Source organism: Streptomyces sp. NPDC058274, from assembly GCF_042881375.1.
In the GTDB taxonomy this organism is placed as follows: Bacteria; Actinomycetota; Actinomycetes; order Streptomycetales; family Streptomycetaceae; genus Streptomyces.
Map to the genome: position 1 here is coordinate 153,452 of NZ_JBHVXW010000010.1, position 15,525 is coordinate 168,976.

Sequence of the window (15,525 nt, forward strand, 5' to 3'; positions counted from 1 at the left end):
GTTCTCAGGTGGGGAACTCGCCGAGCCAGCTGTGCTGGAGCAGGTGTTTGGGCAGGTAGTCGGACTCGACCTCGATGGGAATTTCTCCGTCGTAGGCCAGGCATGCGATGGCCAGCGGGCCCAGGGCGATGCTGCCGTCGATGTCCGCCTCCCGGTCCTCGTTCAAGGTCCAGTACAGCCTGTGGAGCTTGAGCGCCTCCACCAAGGCTGGGCTGAAGCCCTCCTCGTCCTTGCGTACGAAGTGATAGAAGAGGTTGATCGGCGGGTAGAGCACGCCGTCCAGCAGGTCGCGCGGGGCGATCCGCGCCACCGAGGAGTTCGACGCCTCGAATGTGGCGGTGAGCTTCTCCACCAGCCCCGGTCGTCGCAGCCAGTACGTCTGCAGGGTGTCCACCCAGTGGTAGATGTACTCGTCGTACTGCCCCTCCGGCGCACGCAGGCGCTCCAGTGGGATCTCGCACAGTTGCGTCATCCGGTCCTGTTCGCGGCAGATGACAGCCAGCCAGAACGCCGTCAGCCAGTTGCCGGCGTCGGCGGTGGAACGCTCGCCAATGGCGGGCAGACTACGCATCTTGCGGTCGATACGAGACTCGATGATGCCCTCGCTGGCGCCCGTCACGGCGAACAGCGCAGAGCCCAGCTGCATCGCGGTGACCGCGGCTTCCCATGTCTCCACAGCCGCCGCTCGCGGGTCGACGACGCACCGCGCACGCAGGTTCATGACCGCGGAGTTGAGCGTGAAGTCGATCATCTCCGGCGAACTCTCAAGATCGTCGATCTCTTCGGCCAGGTCGTCACCCAACTGCTCCGCGAATTGCACGGCATCAGGACGCGGTGCAATATGCCGGGCAATGTTCACTGTCACGGGAGAGTCCCCTTGCTGATGTCGAAACGTCGGTACTCGTAGCCAGTGTATGTTCCGGTGTTTTTGCCTCCCTTCACGACCACGTATTCCAGCTTGCCGTCGCGAAGCGCCTTTCTGAGATCTGTGGCGAGCCCCCGCTCGCCGCGCTTCCTCATGGCCTCGATGATGTCGAAGAAGTACTCCCTGCTCCCCTGCGAGACTTGGCGACCGTTCGGCAGGGTACGTCTTCCCAGCTCAGTGGTGGGGCTGCTCTTGGCCTCGATGACGACGACACGGCCGTCCTCATGCGTCCACACCTGGTCGAACTGGTCGTTTCCGCTCTTCGGGCCGAGGAGGGTCTCTTTCGTGAAGTCCGGGTGGTTCTCGGCGATGTAGTGGTACTCGGCCGCTGTCTCGCCGAAGTCTTCGGCCTTTTCCCCCATAAGGGTGTGGGATTCTTTGTACGCGCCCCGGGCCTCACCCCACTGCGCGGCAGAATCGATGGTTCCGTGAAGCTCGTGGGCCTTGCCCGTCTCCCTCTTCCAGTCCGAGACGAGGTTGTCCCACTTGATGGCGAAGTGGCGGATTCGTGCAGCCTCCTCCAGGATCCGACGCCGTGCCTTGTTCGTGACGGTGTCGGACCTCGCGGAGATGTAATCGTCGTCGAGGAAATGCGGCTTGGGCGGTGCCGGTGCGTCTTTGGCGCGGGTGAGTGGTGCGTCATCGGACAGCCGCGTGAGCTGCGGCGGGGTATGTCCGCTCTCGTCGTAGCGCTCCAGGAGCCTTCGGGTGCCGTCCTTGCGGTAGTAGTGCTCGAAGTAACCGGGCTCGTGGTTGGCCCGGTAGACCTGGATGTCCTCGATCTGCTCCAGCGTGAGCGATCCGCGATGTCCGTAAGGATCGGCTCCCTCACGCATGAAACTGGGGCGTTCGATCCCAGTACGCTGACCAGGGACGTCACCGTCCGGCCTGTTTGCGCCGTTCACTCCGTCCCCGAGCGCTTCGTCGCCGAACCGACCGAGGTCATCCGAGCCACCGCCTCCGTGGCTGCCGGAGCCCGTGCCGGCATGGCCGTTGCCGGCCGGCCCGGCACCGGACCTCGGGGTCCCAGGGCCGACGGGGCGCGAGGCTCCGGCCCTGCCGGATGCTTCCCCGACGTGAGCCGTGGCCCCGGGGGTGCGTGAGGCGGCGCCGACTCCGGCGGGCTCCCGCTGCCGCGCAGGTGTCTCCTCCGGCGTGGCCCGCGCTTGCGCGGTGGCTTCCTGGTGCGGCGCGTCATGGATGACGTGGCCATGCTTGTCGACGGGAATGAACGTGCCGTCCTCGATGCGGACCTTGGAACCATCGGCGAGTTCCAGCACGCTGTGCGGGGTGCGCAGGTCGGGAATGTCGTTCACACCGCGGAGGTTGGCTGTCACCTCGGCGATCCTGGGTATGCCTCTGGTGGTGACCCTGGCGGCCGCGCTGACCGGGTCGATGGCGTCGCCGATCCTGGCGGTGACGGAGGCGACCTTGGCGGCGGTGCCCACCCGTCCGGCGGAGGCGATCTTCAGCGGTCCGGCACCGAGGGTCAGACCGTTGAAGACGACGGTGGCCGCGGCGCGTGCCGGGTTCTCCTTCCAGGTGTCCCAGGCGACGAAGGATTTGCCGAACTCCTTTGCGTACACCTTGCTGTCCTGGACGTAGTCACTGGCCAGGAAGCCGGTGGGCTTCCGCCCGTCGGCTTCCATGAGATACGTTTCCGCGCCGAGCAGGCCGCGGACCAGGCCCGTCCAGGCGCCCGAGGCGGCGTCGGCGCCGTTGAGGCCGACCAGGGTGGCGACGCCGTCGACGGTGCCCCACACGTTGTCGACGATCAGCCCGTCCCACAGGAAGCTCTTGGAGTAGTAGCCGAGGTCATCGGGATCCCACCAGCGGTGGGACGTGCTGACCGGCGTCCCCCAGGGCAGCTCCTGGGCCTGCTGCAGTACCTCGGCGCTGTAGCCGTAGAGCTCGGCGCCACGTGGGATGAACTGCTTGTCGCCGGTGTTCATGACGTACTGCGTGCCGCCGACCAGCGCCGTGATCGTGTTGTTGGCGGCGATCTCGGCGGCGGTGAACGCGGCCTGTGCGGCCGCCACGTCGTTCATGAGCGCCGCGTGCTCGTCGACCTTGTCCTGGTCGCGCATCCAGTCGTCGTCGAACGCTCCGCTGCTGGTCCTTTGACCGGCCACGAAGGTGGCTGCCTTGCTCTGCAGGTTCTTCAGCCGCGCGATGACCGGCGTGACCTCGATGGCATACGTGGTCAGCGCGCCGGCGATGGTGGCGACCTTGTCGGCGAAGCCGTCGGCCCCGTCGCGCACCGGAGCCGTGGAGGCGAACAGATCGTCCGCCTCGGGCGCCTGATAGAACGCGGACAGTCCCTGGAAACGGGTGTGAGCCGCAGCTCCGGCCTGACGAATGCCGTCAGCCTCGCTCCGCAGGGCGCAGATGTGCTGCTCCAACTGCCCCAGGTCGCCGGTGAACTGCGGAATGTCATCCGGCTTGATCACAGCCGGCCCCGCTTCCAGCCCGACGGCATGTCCGGCTCCACCACGCCGGCAGCCCGCTGTTGTACCTCGGCCGCCATCTCCAGATCGCCGGCCTGATAGGCCGTAGTGGCCTCCACCGCACCGGTGAGCGACTTGCCCAGGCGCACCCCGATGAACTGCACCTCGCTCGCGGTGCCTTCCATGAACTCGGCCAGCGCCGCGGCCACCAGGCCGCCCTGTGCCTTGCCGTCACCGCTCGCCCCGCCCGGGGCGATGGTGCCGGCAGCTGTGGCCGCGCCTTCCATGTCACCGCAGTACGCCTGGATGATCTCGTCCAGAACCCCCATCACGTCTCCCACTTGGGAGACCACCGCCCCGACCCCGGACGCAGTGACGTCCCAACCCCTCACGAACAGCCCCCTGATCCCCGTAGCCCCGTAGCCCCGTACGCCGCGTTGCCAACTCGCAACGCGGCCCGGTACTTCTCATCTCGGCAGGTGACGCCGGTCAGCCGATGTTGTCGACCGCGGAGCGCGCCTTGGCGAGGGTCGACTGCGCGGTGCCGTCGTTCTGCTCCAGGGTGGTGCGTACGAGGCGGATGATGTCCCGGACCTCGTTGGCCGCGCGGTTCCAGCGGACTTCCTTGCCGTGGTACTCGTCGGAGACGCCGTCGGCCTGGAACTCGGCCATCGCGGCCTTCACTGCGCGGTCGCGGTCACCGAGGACGCGCTCCAGCTGCCCGATGATGCCCTGCAGGCTGCCCTGCACCTCGGTGGAGGCAGCGGTGTCGTACGAGCGGCGGTCCTGGTTCTGCCCCATGGTCACATTCCCCCTGTGTGTTTGTTACCGGGCGCCGAAGCGGGCTGCGTCGAAGTTCGCCTGGCCCATGTTCTGGTGGGCGTTGTCCTGCTGCTCGACGTCACCGGTGCCGAAGGCGTTGTCCATACCGCCCTGGCCGCCGAGGATCGCGCCCAGCGATCCGTTCAGCGCGTCGGTGATCTCGTCCGCATGGTTCTTGAACGAGTCGAACGCGGCCTTGCCCGCCCCGTTGAACTTCCCCTCCAGCGGCTCCGCCGCCAGCACCAGCCACCCGATCAGCGTGCCCAGGTCGTCAGTCGACCCGAGCGTGCTCCTGCCGAGATCCGCCAGGGTCGACGACCCCATGTCGAACTTCATCCACCCACCCCCGTAAGTCTGTTGTGTGCCACGACTGTTCGGCCACCACAGTGTGCCCGTGCGTCACACCCGCCTCACAGTCCGTCGAACATCCTGTCGCATCCTTGGTTGCAGACGCAACGCAGTACCGGGTGAAGTGGCGTGTTCCCTCCCATGAGTTGCCTCACCGCGCGTCGCTGATCCGACTGCTGGATGCCTTCCTGGTGGTCTTGGCAGTGGCTGCACAGATGACTCGTGACTGCGGTGCGGCCGGCCCCGTGACGTCGGTGATGGCTGGAAACTGAGCGGTGCCGGCTGACCCCCTGTCAGCCAGGTTCACACGCGTCCCGGAGCGCTCTTCAGCGCCGGTGCCCATCGCGCCGAAGCTGCAGAACCTCGGTCGCGTGGTCGCTTCCGTCCCCGACCGCGTCGACATCGACTGGGACCGGGACCGTTGCCTCCGGCTGCCGCCACACCGAGCGGTACGTATGCACCGGCCTGAAGCGCGGACTCGTCATCGTGCGCGCGCCGAATCGCGCGCCGGATCCCAGGCGTTCGGAGTGGCCCGGTTCCTCGTCGGCCGGCACACGGCACACACCGTGTCGGGTAAGCAGTGGACAGAAGGCGGAGAGCGCAACGACAAGCGTCGACTGAAGTCGAAGGAGCCCAAGGAAGACCGACCGGTCCCGATCCCCCGCCACTCGTGGCCATGCTCCGCGCCCACTTGAAGGTGTTCGGCACGGCCAAGGGCATCGACACCCTCGGCAGGGTGCCGGGGGGCGTCGTCGTTTGTCTGGGCCGTCAAGCCGAGCGAGTGGCCTGGGCTTGCTCCGAGGTGAGCAGACGTCTAAGGCTCCTTCGCTCGCTATTGAGCTCAGCAAGCATCCGAGAGCTACTTTGCGCGAAGTCGGGCTGGACTTCGACACCGAGGTCATGGCGCAGAGTGACCCGCAGGAGGTACACGCCGTCGGACAGCGGACCGCTGAACCACGTTCCGGCACGGGTGTACGCCGCTATGAGATCGGGACTGGTCGGTAACTGCTTTACGACGGTGTACCCGACTCCGAGCGCCCGGTTGAGGGCCGAGGCGATCTCATGGACGTCTTTCGGGAGAGCCATCTGTGCCACCGAGTAGTTCTCCAACCAAGCGTCCTTGGCAGCGTCAAGGACTGCGGGTTCCGCGGCCTGACCGCGCTCGGCCGCTCGGACTGCGTCTCGGGCAGCGACGCGGTAGGCGCGAGCCGTGGTGTTCAATCGTGCATAGAGATCCCGTCGTGCCTGCTGCGCTCGGTCGTGTCGGTCTTCTGCCCGTTCACGATCGGCCCGCTGGTGCTGCTCGCGGGTGACGCGCTGGCTGAGCACTGCCCCACCGAGGGTCCCGCCCAGTGCTCCCACAACTCCGATGACTGCGACGGCAAGCGTGGTCACGTCCACGAGATCCCCCAACTCGTCCATTCATCCGCCTGCGACGGCCTAAGACGGCGTGACAGGCGCATCAAGGCTTGGGCTCCCCACCCCAGCACCGTCCGACATCGGGACGAAGATAGCGGGGAGGGCGGCGGCATGGCGTCCAGATGACGCGCCACCCGCGGCGATGCTCCAAGATCCCGTCCACGCCTCGTCCACGGACCCCGAGATACGTCCGCTCCGGGCGGCATCCGCCTGCACATACGCGAAGACCCCGGCCTCAGCGTTTCCGCTGGTGACGGGGTCTTTGGGCACCGTGTGAAGGGTGCCCCCGGCAGGATTCGAACCTGCGCACACGGCTCCGGAGAGCATGCCTAGACTCGTCACCAAAACCCAGTTGACCTGGATGTTCTCCCTACGGTGCCAGACGAAGCATCGATCTCTATCGCATACCTTGCACGGTGCCCCTGCGTGACTCTGTTGCTGTGTCTGCCCTGCACGTCGGGGTGGTCGCGAGCGACGCGGCCACAGGGGTAGGCGCGCGCCCGTGTAGACCAAACATCGCGGGCGGTTCCACACTGAGCACATGACGGAGTTTTGGCTTGTGCTGCTTGGTGCTGGCGTTTCGCTTGGAGCCAGCTATCTCGCGCACCTCTGGGAGGCGAAGCGGGCCAAAGGCGAGCGACTGGAAGCTCGGCAAGACGCGGCCGTTGCCGCACTCGCCGAAGCATTTGTGCAGATCGAAAGGCACCTGCGCACCATGCCCTGGGAACCAGACCTGCCCCCAGAGTCAGCGCCTGATCCGATCAGCGAAGAGACGCGAGACGCTTACTCCAGGAGTGCGCGTGAGTGGGGTCCCGTCCTGGGCGATTCCTTGGGGCCAGCGAAGATTGCGGCTCATGTCATCCGTGATGCCAGATTGCGCGAGCGACTAATCCGCACACTGGATCTTTTGGAGGACTGGCGCGAGCTTGTCAGGGAGACGCCGATACGTCGGCAGTGGACTGCTCAGGCTCTTGCAACTCATGCAATCGAGTGCCTGGGTGCGTGGCAGCGCGAAGAACCTATCCCTGTAGCACCTGAGGACTTCATTCGAGCTTGGGACGATCGGCAGCGCAGCCAATCCGATTTGACGCGGATGCTCAAAGCGCGACTTAGGAACCCTGATGGCTTGTCGCCTGGCGGGGCGAACGCCAGCGATCGGTGATTGCCGGCGAGGATCCCTCCTCCACGATGCAAGAGCCGTCGCTGTCTCCTCTCTCCAGGAGACGGCGACGGCTCTCGGGCGACCCCAGGCCTCGGTGGACATCCCTCATTTTCCCTTGGCACCGTCCAACCGCTGAACCTCACGGCGAAGGGTCTCAGCGAATCGCTGAGTGCGGACCGTGTCACGGGTGATTACCCCGCTGGAGTCTTCTCCCAAGGCTGCTTGGTCTACGGCAGGAAGGAGCCTCTGAATCAATTCCTCAGATGCGATCGGATCCCACACAACGTCGAGAATCTTTTTGCACTCGCGGTCGGCTAGCCTGTTGCCCTGTGGCAAATCTCCTGCCCCTAGCAGGTAGACCTTGACGGCCATTAGGAGTTGATATTTGCTCGGTGCATATTTGCGGTCGATCCTCTTGTTTCGGAAAAGCCATTCAACTCGGTATGAAGTGGCTGCGCTTGTGTAGTAGGCGAGTGCGCTCTGAGTCGGTTGGAACAGGTCAGATTCGCGAGTCTCTTTGAGTTCCTTGTAGTAGCGACCTGCGCGCGATGGTTCATTCAGGAACATGGATGCATATGTTCGAGTTAGAAGGGACCTGGTGATGATCCGTGTCTTCTCCACGGTCTGCTGAGAGCTGTACTGGCGAGACCTCCGCTCATAATAGAGTCGCTCACCTTCTGTGAATGACTGAAAAAGTCCCTCTAGCTCCTTGTGGAAGACTTCTCGGGCTTGAAGGTCCTCGTCGGTTACGGCTGTCTGCCTGTTGGTGGCAGTTGTGATTCCCGTGATTACATTCTCTTCTCGGGATTGAATGATCCGCACATTGACGTGGATACCTTCAGTCAAGTTGGTCTTCTCGTCAAATAGGACATGGCATGTTTGGCAGCCGTTCACGATTTGAAAGTCGCGGATGTGGATATCGTCGCCCGCGAGTGTAAGTTCTCGCGTAACGATGGTGATGCCGTTGTTCAGGACAGCGAAGCGATCACGATTCTCCGGATCCCTAACCGTTTGCTGGATCTCCAGATTTACGGGGTTGTAGTCCTGGAAATCTCGAACGTTCTCAAAGAAGAGGGTCTTTCGGATGCCTCCCCCAGGGTCAGTGATGACTCTCACCAGATCTGTCGCCGGCAAAATTCCGAGAAATGCCTGATCCACGAGCGGCATTTTGGGGAGGGTGATTCGCTTTGGCATAGAGAACTCGGCAGAAACTGCTGACGTCGCGCGCTGGTACAGATCGCGCAATTCTCGTGCCCCGAACGGTGCTGCGTCAACCTCGCTAAAAAAGTTGGTCCGGTCCAGTCTTTTGATCGCAGTCTTTCGTTTTGCCTCAAGCATGTTGTCGCCCACTGTGCCTGTTGAGGCATACCGGACGGAAAGGGCAGGTAGACCGCGGGAAAGTTTTCCTAGGTCTGAATAAATCGCATCGATACATTCTCGCAGATTCGCGATCTCTGGTGATGCGGGATAATCAAGGGTGTCCGATGTGAACAATTCAACAAGGTTGTCTGCTAGGTCGGTGAAGACTTTTGCCTCGAAGCCTTGAGTTGTTTTGGCTTGAACGATAATGAATCTGACATCAAGTGTCCTGGCCTGGGCTGCGGCGGCTCTAACGTCGGCTGCATCCAAGAGGAGGTCGCCGTTAATAATGATCGCGGCGACGTCTACGCCAAGGTCGCCCCCTGCGCCCATTCGGAATTCTTCGGGGTCAAATTCGTCCTCAAAGTAGCTACTGATTACGCAAAATCCTGCAAAATCTTCAAAAGACTCAGATTCTGTAAGGTTCCGAAGTCCTCGCTCCTGTTGGAATTGCTTGACAAGTCCTTGGGTAATGCGATCCATGCTTCACCTTAAGTTTCTACCTAGCGGTGTTGTGGTGCATGCGAGGCAGGGCAGTCCTCGGACGTCCGCAGATAGGCAGAGTAGCGGCTTTAGTGACCCCGGGAAGCGAGATTCGATGGACAGGGGCGGCCCACCTGGGTAGGTGGTCAGTCCCTGATGCCGTCGCGCAGAGTCAGGCACGGGCTCCGCCTAAGTTAGGCAAGGGCGGTCACGGGTTACCGACTAGTCATCGTGACTGGTTGAGAGAGATCCATACGCGTGCCGCGTGGCCCGTGGGATCCTTGGCGTCGAGCGATGGAGCGACACGAGAGGAGCCGAAGTGCCGGAGGCCAGTCCGCGTGGAACCTACCTGGTCATTGCGGAGGCGCTGCGAAACGAGATCGAAGAGGGGGAGGGTATCGACGTCCTGCCGTCAGAGGCTGACCTGATGAGCTCGCACGGGGTCTCCCGCAACACGATCCGTCGCGCTCTCAAGGTTCTCGAAGTCGACGGGGTTGTTGAGTCTGCTCCCGGGATCGGGTGGCGCGTTGCTCGGAGTGGTGACCGCCGGTCCCTCGCGGAACGGATGACTGACGTGATCACAGAGGGCTCGCTCTCAGTCGGCGACACGTACCCATCCGAAGCGAAGCTCTGCGAGCGGTTCGGCGCCTCCCGCACCGCCGTGCGTCGTGTCCTTGCTCAGATGGAGGGAAACGGCCTGTTGGCCACCGTTCATGGCAAGGGGCGAACCGTGCGCGCTCTCCCGACCCCCACAACCCGGCCGTAGTCTTGGCCGCCATGGGACTGACTGAGTGGGCGTACTCGCTCTCCGAATCGCTGCTGTCCGATCCGCTGCCGCGTCGGTGGGCGCACTCGCTGGGGGTGGCCAAGCGCGCTCGCTCCTTGGGCCCGATCATGGGTGACGATGCCGAGTTGCTGGAAGCTGCCGCGGTGCTGCATGACATCGGGTACTCGCCGGCCATCGCCACGACCGGCTTTCACCCCCTGGACGGTGCGCGGTTCCTCCGGGACCAGGAGAAGGCAGACGGGCGGGTCGTTCGTCTCGTGGCCCACCACTCCTGCGCCCTGCTGGAAGCCGAGGAGCGCGGACTGAGGCAGGAGCTAGAGGGGGAGTTCGAGCTAGAGCGTCCGGACCTGGTCGACGCCCTGTTGTACTGCGACATGACGACGACGCCGGACGGGACGCAAACCACGCCGGCCGAGCGGCTGGACGAGATCGTGCAGCGGTACGGCCCGGACACGATCGTCGGGCGGTTCATTCAGCGCGCGGCCCCCGAGATCCATGCGGCTGCGAATCGTGTTGAGGTCCGGTTGGCGCAGGTCTCTGCGGAGGGTCAGCCGATGTAGGGCTCTCGCCGCGAGTCGTCGAGCCCGTGGCGGATGCGCAGCATCATCGACGGGTGAATGTCCAGCCCGTCAAGGTCCGTTGGGTCAACCCAACGGACCTCTTTTGACTCGCTGCTCGTACGCAGAGAACCCCCGACAGGGTGGGCTCGGAAGCAGATGGAGAACTGTTGCCGGACCTCTCCGTCGTCGTACGCCAGCACGTGTTCAGGGTCGGTGTAGAGCCCCACGATGCTGTCTACCTCAACGTCAATGCCGGTCTCTTCCGCGACCTCACGGACGGCGGTGTCACCGATGCGCTCGCCGATGTCGTGGCCGCCACCGGGCAGTGCCCACAGATCGTTGTCCGTCTTGTGGATGAGCAGCAACCGCCCCGTGTCGTCTCGGACGACCGCGGTGACCGAGGGCACCACCGAGTTTGCCTGAGGGGCGTTCGGGTCGCGGAAGTAGTCGATGCGGCTCATCAGGCAGTGCCTTCCCAATCGGCAGGTGAAGAGATCGGGCGGGCCGATTCCCAGACCTTCTCAACGCTCTCAGCGTATGCGTCGAAGAGTTCACCGCCGGGCACGCGCCGCAGGTGTAGCACGGGGGCCATGTAGGCGCCGACGCCGTAGAGGTGCCCGTTCGCCAGCATCTCGTCATCGGCCCGGTAGATCGAGTTGTAGAGAGTCGTACCGTGCAACCGGAACTCCACCCCGGGGAGGCCGAAGAGCGGGCCGTAGTTGATGAGGGCGTTCCGGATCTTGCCTGCCATCGCCGCACCGATCCCTTCGTCCTCGCCGCGCACCGCTACGGCCGGCGAGGTGGGCTCTCCCAGGATGAAGCGGATGGGCACTCCGTCGGCTGACTTCTCTTTCACGATGCGGTGGAACGACGCATCTTCCGTGAGCCAGAACCCGGAGTACACCAACAGGTCAAACTGACGTGTCGCCTTGGAGTAGAGGTTCGTCCAGAGGGTTTGCATCACGACCGACCGGTGCGGATAGAGCCTGACCAACTCCGCGTTGCCAGAGGCAGTGACCTCGGCTGATGTGCGTTCGTCCGGCCACAGGTACGACACTTCGCACTTCAAAAGCGATGCGGTCGCGTACTGGAAGCGGCGATATGGCTTGCGTTCAGGCTCGTTGATCCATCGTTCGACCGTCTTGGCCGCGACCCCGAGCCGTTGGGCGACCTCATCGAGCGTCAGGCCCAAGTCCACTATCGCGCCGCGCAGTCGCTCATTCGCCACGTCCAACCCCCGCCTCGTTGGGACGACTTGGTACGACTTCACGGTAGCCAAGTACGACCCGAGCTGTACATCCGCGAAGTCGATCGTCGTCGGCGCCGACGCCAGTCTGTAGGTACATCGAGCGCGAGGGCTTGCCGAACTCCAAACAGTCGAAGGGCTTGACGGGGCGAACTCCTCTCTACAAGATGAGGAACACGTAATACATGTTCCTCTCACTCGGGTCGCTTCGGTGAACCGAACGAGCGCACGGAAAGGGCCCCGAGAGGGGTCATGAGGCCCCGCTACGGCGGGGGCGAGGGACCCGGACCCCTTGGCAGTCCGGAGGGCTTGGACCGAAAGGTCACGTCTCCATACGCCTGTAACGGGAGCTCGTGTTCCCGAAGGAGACAGCGCACCACCTCACCTCGCCGCCGCGCTTCCTGCGGCGGCCGGTTGCCTCCTCCGCTCGTCTCGTACGAGCGGGGCTGAGGGGAACCGGAACATCCCTTCGCTTCCTGGAGTCCTCATGAGCGCTGCTGTTGAAATCGTGTCGTTCGGCTACCTGCACGACGAGCCGCCCGCGACACACCTGACCATCGACCTGCGCCACCACTTCCGCGACCCTCACGTGTCGTCAGAGCTGCGGTACATGACCGCGAACGACGAGCCGGTCCGCACGGCAGTCCTGAACACGCCCGGTATCACGGACCTGGTGGAGGCCACCGCCACGGCGGTCGCCGCGTTCGTGTCCGGTCCCAGCGCCGGAACGGTGACTGTCGCCGACGGTTGCGCCGGCGGCCGTCACCGCGCCCCCACCTTCGCTCGCGCGCTTGCCGAGCGGCTGGCCGCGGCCGGACACAGCGTCACCGTCCACCACCGCGACCTGGACAAGCCCGTCGTCCAGCGCTGACGCCCTCTTCCTTCAAGCGCCCCGATGGCCAAGCCGGGTTCGACTCCCGGACGGGGCACTACCCCGCCGCACGCGCGGCCCGGGGTGCTCATCCGGGGCGGTCGCCTCTCGCCCAAGACCGCGACCGCCTCGGCATCCCTTCGATGTCAGGAGAACCGCCATGCGCACGTTCATCGGCCGCCAACAGGCCATCTCTACTGAGGACTTCGCGGAACTCGCACTCGGCACCCCGGTTGAACTGTGGCTCGGGGTCGACGGTGAGACGGACGAAGAGCGCGCCGCCCGCCTGGACGCGGCGCGCGACATCCTCGCCGACAGCCCGGACCTTGCCGACGACCTGGTCCGCATGGCCGCGCAGGTCATCGAGGACAACCCGGACCTGTTCGACGTCATCCCGCTGGCCCGTCCCGCCCGCCGCCGCTCGGCACGCAGGGGGGTTGCGGCATGAGGAACACCGCCCCCGCTCCCGAGGAACTGACCGACCACACCGGCAAGCCGCGCCCCATCCTCGACATGCCGCTGACCTACGAACAGGCCCGGTTGGGCATGGCCTTTCACGAGGCTGGGCACGCCGTGCTGTCCATGGCTTACGGCATGCACATCATCACGTCCGAGGTCATCGCGTGGGAGCCGGAACCCGGCATGTTCGCCGTCACCGGCAGCACCAAGCATCAGACGCACGACACCCCGCCTTGGCACTACGCCGCGCAGTGCGCGGCCGGAGAGATCACGCACGCGCAGTACCTCATGACCTACGGGCTGTGGACCCCGGAGCGCGCCGCCGCGTGCGCCGCCGACCATGACCGTGAGCTGGCTATCGACGTGCTCGCCCAGTTCGGCTACCGCCTCGGACGCTGCGCCGCCCCGGAGGGCGGCAAGTCGTGGGGGATGGTGCGCGGGATGGCACGCCGCAAGATCGGCTACCTGTGGCGGGAGATCCGCACCGTGGCGCACGCCATGGACGAACACACCGTGCTGACCGGCGACGAGATCGCCGCCCTGACTGGCTTGGTCAACCCGCCGTTCCAGGGGGGTGCGGCATGAGCGAGCTGCTGATTGCCGCGGCGGCCGGACTGCCGACGGCAGCCGGATGGTCCCTGCACGCGGTACGCCTGCGCCGCCGTATCGAGGCCGCGCGCCGTGACCCGCTGACGGGCCTGTTCACCCGTGACGCGTTCGCTGAGCGTGCCCCGAAGGTGTTGGCGGGCGGTCGCAGTGCGGTCTACGTCCTCGACCTCGACAGGTTCAAGGGGATCAACGACACCTATGGGCACGCTGCCGGGGACGCGGTCATCGCGGCCACCGGTGGGCGGCTCGCAGAATGGGCCGACGTCAACGGGGGCATCGTCGTGCGCCTCGGGGGCGATGAGTTCGCCGCAGTCGCCCGTGTGTTCAGCCTGGCTGATCTGTCGTGGACGTTGGGTGAGTTGACCCGTGCCATCGAGCAGCCGGTCACCGTCGACGGCCGCTCCCTCACGGTGGGTGCTTCCGTGGGCGCGGTCGCCTACGACCCCCGTACCGACGAGGTGGACCTGTCCACGCTGCTGCGCCTGGCGGATGAGCAGATGTACGCGGCCAAGCGCTCCGGTGCCGACTGGCTCACCGCCCTGGACCTGACCCCGCAGAGCGAGACGGCCAACGGCCGCCGCGCCGGACGCCCGGGTACACACGGCGGAACGGAGACAGCGGCATGACCACCACGACCCCCGCCCCCGAAGCCCAGCCGACCGGGGTGCCGCCGCTGACCCGCCCGGAAATGGGCCTCGCCGGTATCGGCGCGCTCGCCGCGGCCGGCGTCGGCGCGCTCGGTCTGATCTCCTCCTTCGACGCGGTGTCCGCTGCCGCGGCGAGCTGGGGATTCTCCGCTCCGTGGATGCTGCCAGTCGGCATCGACGTGTCCATCCCGGTGTTCACCGTCGCCAATCTCCTGTTGATCCGGATGGACATGGCGTTGGCCTGGGTGCGGTTCGTGCCCTGGGTGCTGACGCTCATCACGTGCGGGCTGAACATCGCGGCCGGACACTCCCTGTCCGCGAAGGTCGCGCACGGCACGATGCCGCTGCTGTGGGTCGTCTTCTCCGAGATCGGCGCGCACGTCTACGCCGTGCGGATCGGCGCGGCCACCGGTCGCCGGATGGAGAAGATCCGGTTCTCCCGCTGGCTGTTGGCGTTCCCGTCCACCTTCGCGCTGTGGCGCCGCATGACGCTGTGGGAGGTCACCTCCTACTCCGAGGCGCTGACACGGGAGAAGGAACGGCAGTTGGCCCGTGCGGACTTGCGCGAGCGCTACGGCCGCCAGTGGCGGACGAAGACCCCGCGGCGCGAGCGCGTGATGCTGCGCATGGGCGACCTTGCCCCCGCCACCGAACAGGAGATACCCGCACCGCCCCCGGCGGAGACTCCGCCGGCGCCCCCGGTCGAGGCCAAGCCGCGCCCGCGCCGCCGGACCCCCGCCAAGGGCAAGCCCAAGGCACAGCGCACCTTCGAGGAACTGCTGACCGAGGCGCGCACGGTCACCGCACAGTGGCCGGACACGGAGTTGACCGCGGACCGCATCCGCACGGCGGTGCACGTCTCGCAGGCCAACGCCCGCAACCTGCGTGACGCGTTGAAGTCCGAGCGGGCCGACGGCCGCCCGCTGCACTCCGTGGACGACGCGGAGGGCGAGGGGTCCGAGGCTGAGGCCGCCTGATGGCCGTGGCATTCAGCAAGTGCTACGACCCGACCGGCAGCCAGTTCGGCATCCCCACCTACCCGTGGCGCTACGCCCCGGACGGGCTCGCCACGCGCCGCCAACTGCGGGCCCGTGGCTTACGTCCGGGCGGTCAGCCGATCGCGGCTCAGGTGCTGCGACCGCGCTACCGGCGCGGCCCGCTGGTCGCCTACCTCTACCGCGTCGACCGTGCCAAGCCCGTCCGGCCGATGACGCCCGGAAAGCGGGCGGCGCTCGCCAAGGCGATGTGCGCCCGCCGTACCTGCCCGCAGTGCCGCACCGACGCGGGATACGTCATCCCGACCTCGCTCGGCATGTGCGTGCCCTGCGCCTACCCCGAGGAACAGCGCGCCGCCTGAACACCCTGCACGACGATCCGGCGG

17 protein-coding genes are annotated in these 15,525 nt (G+C 65.6%); 8 read left to right on the forward strand and 9 right to left on the reverse strand.

The genetic code is table 11. The features are described 5' to 3' along the window. Positions 1–4: 4 nt before the first annotated feature. From ACFVYF_RS21395 to ACFVYF_RS21425, 7 genes are all read right to left on the reverse strand, one after another. Positions 5–865 carry an immunity 49 family protein gene (locus ACFVYF_RS21395; RefSeq protein WP_389457500.1) on the reverse strand — a complete coding sequence of 287 codons (861 nt, stop codon included), beginning with the start codon at positions 863–865 and terminating at the stop codon, positions 5–7. Beyond that, positions 862–3,375 carry a hypothetical protein gene (locus ACFVYF_RS21400; RefSeq protein ID WP_389457502.1) on the reverse strand — a complete coding sequence of 838 codons (2,514 nt, stop codon included), beginning with the start codon at positions 3,373–3,375 and terminating at the stop codon, positions 862–864. Before ACFVYF_RS21400 ends, ACFVYF_RS21395 begins: the two co-directional genes overlap by 4 nt. After that, positions 3,372–3,764: a DUF6507 family protein gene (locus ACFVYF_RS21405; RefSeq protein ID WP_389457504.1), complete on the reverse strand. Its 393-nt coding sequence runs from the start codon at positions 3,762–3,764 to the stop codon at positions 3,372–3,374. The genes ACFVYF_RS21400 and ACFVYF_RS21405 overlap by 4 nt, the downstream gene beginning before the upstream one ends. 97 nt (positions 3,765–3,861) lie before the next feature. Continuing rightward, positions 3,862–4,173 (reverse strand): pore-forming ESAT-6 family protein, encoded by a 312-nt coding sequence (locus ACFVYF_RS21410; RefSeq protein ID WP_389457506.1) that lies wholly within the window; start codon positions 4,171–4,173, stop codon positions 3,862–3,864. Positions 4,174–4,197: 24 nt separating this feature from the next. Next, entirely contained in the window at positions 4,198–4,530 is a 333-nt protein-coding gene (locus tag ACFVYF_RS21415) for a hypothetical protein (RefSeq protein ID WP_389457508.1), read from the reverse strand. A gap of 780 nt (positions 4,531–5,310) precedes the next feature. Further along, positions 5,311–5,964, reverse strand: a complete 654-nt coding sequence (locus ACFVYF_RS21420; RefSeq protein ID WP_389457510.1) for a hypothetical protein — start codon at positions 5,962–5,964, stop codon at positions 5,311–5,313. A 1,264-nt stretch (positions 5,965–7,228) separates the two neighbouring features. Next, complete coding sequence (locus ACFVYF_RS21425; RefSeq protein WP_389457511.1) at positions 7,229–8,965, reverse strand: AIPR family protein; 1,737 nt, start codon at positions 8,963–8,965, stop codon at positions 7,229–7,231. Positions 8,966–9,284: 319 nt separating this feature from the next. Between ACFVYF_RS21425 and ACFVYF_RS21430 the strand changes: the two genes are divergently transcribed. After that, positions 9,285–9,731, forward strand: coding sequence for a GntR family transcriptional regulator (locus ACFVYF_RS21430; RefSeq protein WP_389457692.1), 447 nt, complete (start codon positions 9,285–9,287; stop codon positions 9,729–9,731). Positions 9,732–9,742: 11 nt separating this feature from the next. Continuing rightward, positions 9,743–10,312 (forward strand): HD domain-containing protein, encoded by a 570-nt coding sequence (locus ACFVYF_RS21435; RefSeq protein ID WP_389457513.1) that lies wholly within the window; start codon positions 9,743–9,745, stop codon positions 10,310–10,312. Here ACFVYF_RS21435 and ACFVYF_RS21440 read toward each other — a convergent pair. Further along, positions 10,300–10,773 carry an NUDIX domain-containing protein gene (locus ACFVYF_RS21440; RefSeq protein WP_389457515.1) on the reverse strand — a complete coding sequence of 158 codons (474 nt, stop codon included), beginning with the start codon at positions 10,771–10,773 and terminating at the stop codon, positions 10,300–10,302. The genes ACFVYF_RS21435 and ACFVYF_RS21440 overlap by 13 nt on opposite strands. Continuing rightward, positions 10,773–11,540 (reverse strand): helix-turn-helix domain-containing protein, encoded by a 768-nt coding sequence (locus ACFVYF_RS21445; RefSeq protein WP_389457517.1) that lies wholly within the window; start codon positions 11,538–11,540, stop codon positions 10,773–10,775. Before ACFVYF_RS21445 ends, ACFVYF_RS21440 begins: the two co-directional genes overlap by 1 nt. A gap of 505 nt (positions 11,541–12,045) precedes the next feature. Here ACFVYF_RS21445 and ACFVYF_RS21450 point away from each other — a divergent pair. From ACFVYF_RS21450 to ACFVYF_RS21475, 6 genes are all read left to right on the forward strand, one after another. Then, on the forward strand, positions 12,046–12,429 hold the full coding sequence (locus ACFVYF_RS21450) for an ATPase (protein WP_389457519.1): 384 nt from the start codon (positions 12,046–12,048) through the stop codon (positions 12,427–12,429). 160 nt (positions 12,430–12,589) lie between these two features. Then, positions 12,590–12,877 carry a hypothetical protein gene (locus tag ACFVYF_RS21455; RefSeq protein ID WP_389457521.1) on the forward strand — a complete coding sequence of 96 codons (288 nt, stop codon included), beginning with the start codon at positions 12,590–12,592 and terminating at the stop codon, positions 12,875–12,877. Then, on the forward strand, positions 12,874–13,473 hold the full coding sequence (locus tag ACFVYF_RS21460; protein WP_389457523.1) for a hypothetical protein: 600 nt from the start codon (positions 12,874–12,876) through the stop codon (positions 13,471–13,473). Before ACFVYF_RS21455 ends, ACFVYF_RS21460 begins: the two co-directional genes overlap by 4 nt. Further along, the gene (locus ACFVYF_RS21465; RefSeq protein ID WP_389457525.1) at positions 13,470–14,123 is read left to right on the forward strand and encodes a GGDEF domain-containing protein; all 654 of its coding nucleotides are present in this window, start codon (positions 13,470–13,472) and stop codon (positions 14,121–14,123) included. The genes ACFVYF_RS21460 and ACFVYF_RS21465 overlap by 4 nt, the downstream gene beginning before the upstream one ends. Continuing rightward, positions 14,120–15,121 carry a DUF2637 domain-containing protein gene (locus ACFVYF_RS21470; RefSeq protein ID WP_389457527.1) on the forward strand — a complete coding sequence of 334 codons (1,002 nt, stop codon included), beginning with the start codon at positions 14,120–14,122 and terminating at the stop codon, positions 15,119–15,121. The genes ACFVYF_RS21465 and ACFVYF_RS21470 overlap by 4 nt, the downstream gene beginning before the upstream one ends. Then, positions 15,121–15,501 (forward strand): RRQRL motif-containing zinc-binding protein, encoded by a 381-nt coding sequence (locus ACFVYF_RS21475; protein WP_389457529.1) that lies wholly within the window; start codon positions 15,121–15,123, stop codon positions 15,499–15,501. Before ACFVYF_RS21470 ends, ACFVYF_RS21475 begins: the two co-directional genes overlap by 1 nt. Positions 15,502–15,525: the final 24 nt, after the last annotated feature.

Coding starts and splice junctions, on each gene's coding strand:
- ACFVYF_RS21475 (WP_389457529.1), top strand. CDS start 15,121: ATGGCCGTGGCATTCAGCAAGTGCTACGACCCGACCGGCAGCCAGTTC.
- ACFVYF_RS21465 (WP_389457525.1), top strand. CDS start 13,470: ATGAGCGAGCTGCTGATTGCCGCGGCGGCCGGACTGCCGACGGCAGCC.
- ACFVYF_RS21470 (WP_389457527.1), top strand. CDS start 14,120: ATGACCACCACGACCCCCGCCCCCGAAGCCCAGCCGACCGGGGTGCCG.
- ACFVYF_RS21435 (WP_389457513.1), top strand. CDS start 9,743: ATGGGACTGACTGAGTGGGCGTACTCGCTCTCCGAATCGCTGCTGTCC.
- ACFVYF_RS21425 (WP_389457511.1), bottom strand. CDS start 8,965: ATGGATCGCATTACCCAAGGACTTGTCAAGCAATTCCAACAGGAGCGA.
- ACFVYF_RS21410 (WP_389457506.1), bottom strand. CDS start 4,173: ATGGGGCAGAACCAGGACCGCCGCTCGTACGACACCGCTGCCTCCACC.
- ACFVYF_RS21455 (WP_389457521.1), top strand. CDS start 12,590: ATGCGCACGTTCATCGGCCGCCAACAGGCCATCTCTACTGAGGACTTC.
- ACFVYF_RS21460 (WP_389457523.1), top strand. CDS start 12,874: ATGAGGAACACCGCCCCCGCTCCCGAGGAACTGACCGACCACACCGGC.
- ACFVYF_RS21420 (WP_389457510.1), bottom strand. CDS start 5,964: ATGGACGAGTTGGGGGATCTCGTGGACGTGACCACGCTTGCCGTCGCA.
- ACFVYF_RS21450 (WP_389457519.1), top strand. CDS start 12,046: ATGAGCGCTGCTGTTGAAATCGTGTCGTTCGGCTACCTGCACGACGAG.
- ACFVYF_RS21415 (WP_389457508.1), bottom strand. CDS start 4,530: ATGAAGTTCGACATGGGGTCGTCGACCCTGGCGGATCTCGGCAGGAGC.
- ACFVYF_RS21440 (WP_389457515.1), bottom strand. CDS start 10,773: ATGAGCCGCATCGACTACTTCCGCGACCCGAACGCCCCTCAGGCAAAC.